1 protein-coding gene is annotated in these 288 nt (G+C 46.9%); it reads left to right on the top strand.

What is annotated here, in order from left to right; translation table 11 throughout:
- A partial coding sequence (locus NE473_RS32095) for an ABC transporter permease subunit (protein WP_256265724.1) occupies positions 1–215 on the top strand: 215 nt, incomplete at its 5' end.
- Positions 216–288: the final 73 nt, after the last annotated feature.

The raw sequence follows: 288 nt of genomic DNA, 5'->3' as shown, positions 1-288 counted from the left end.
GATGGTTTTTGCGGATTTTCAGTGGTTCCGTTGTGGTGGAGAACACGTTCTCCTTCCTGGGAATGGGAGCTTTGAACGTAACCGGCTTAAAGCAGAGCGATTACAAACTGGTTCTGGCCATTCAGCTGTTTTATACGATCATCAGCCTGGTGGGCATCCTGATTACAGATATCAGCTACGGATTGATTGATCCTCGTGTCCGCGTAGACAAATAAAGGAGGAAACGCTATGGATAAGAAAGAGAAAAGACGCTGTCGCATTTCCACCTGGTTTCGGCGCATGTTCTTT

Origin of the sequence: Hungatella sp. SL.1.14 (genome assembly GCF_024460495.1) — a bacterium.
In the GTDB taxonomy this organism is placed as follows: Bacteria; Bacillota; Clostridia; order Lachnospirales; family Lachnospiraceae; genus Hungatella; species Hungatella hathewayi.
The sequence above is the reverse complement of the archived record's forward strand: the minus strand, read 5'-3'. Positions and strand labels throughout refer to the sequence as shown.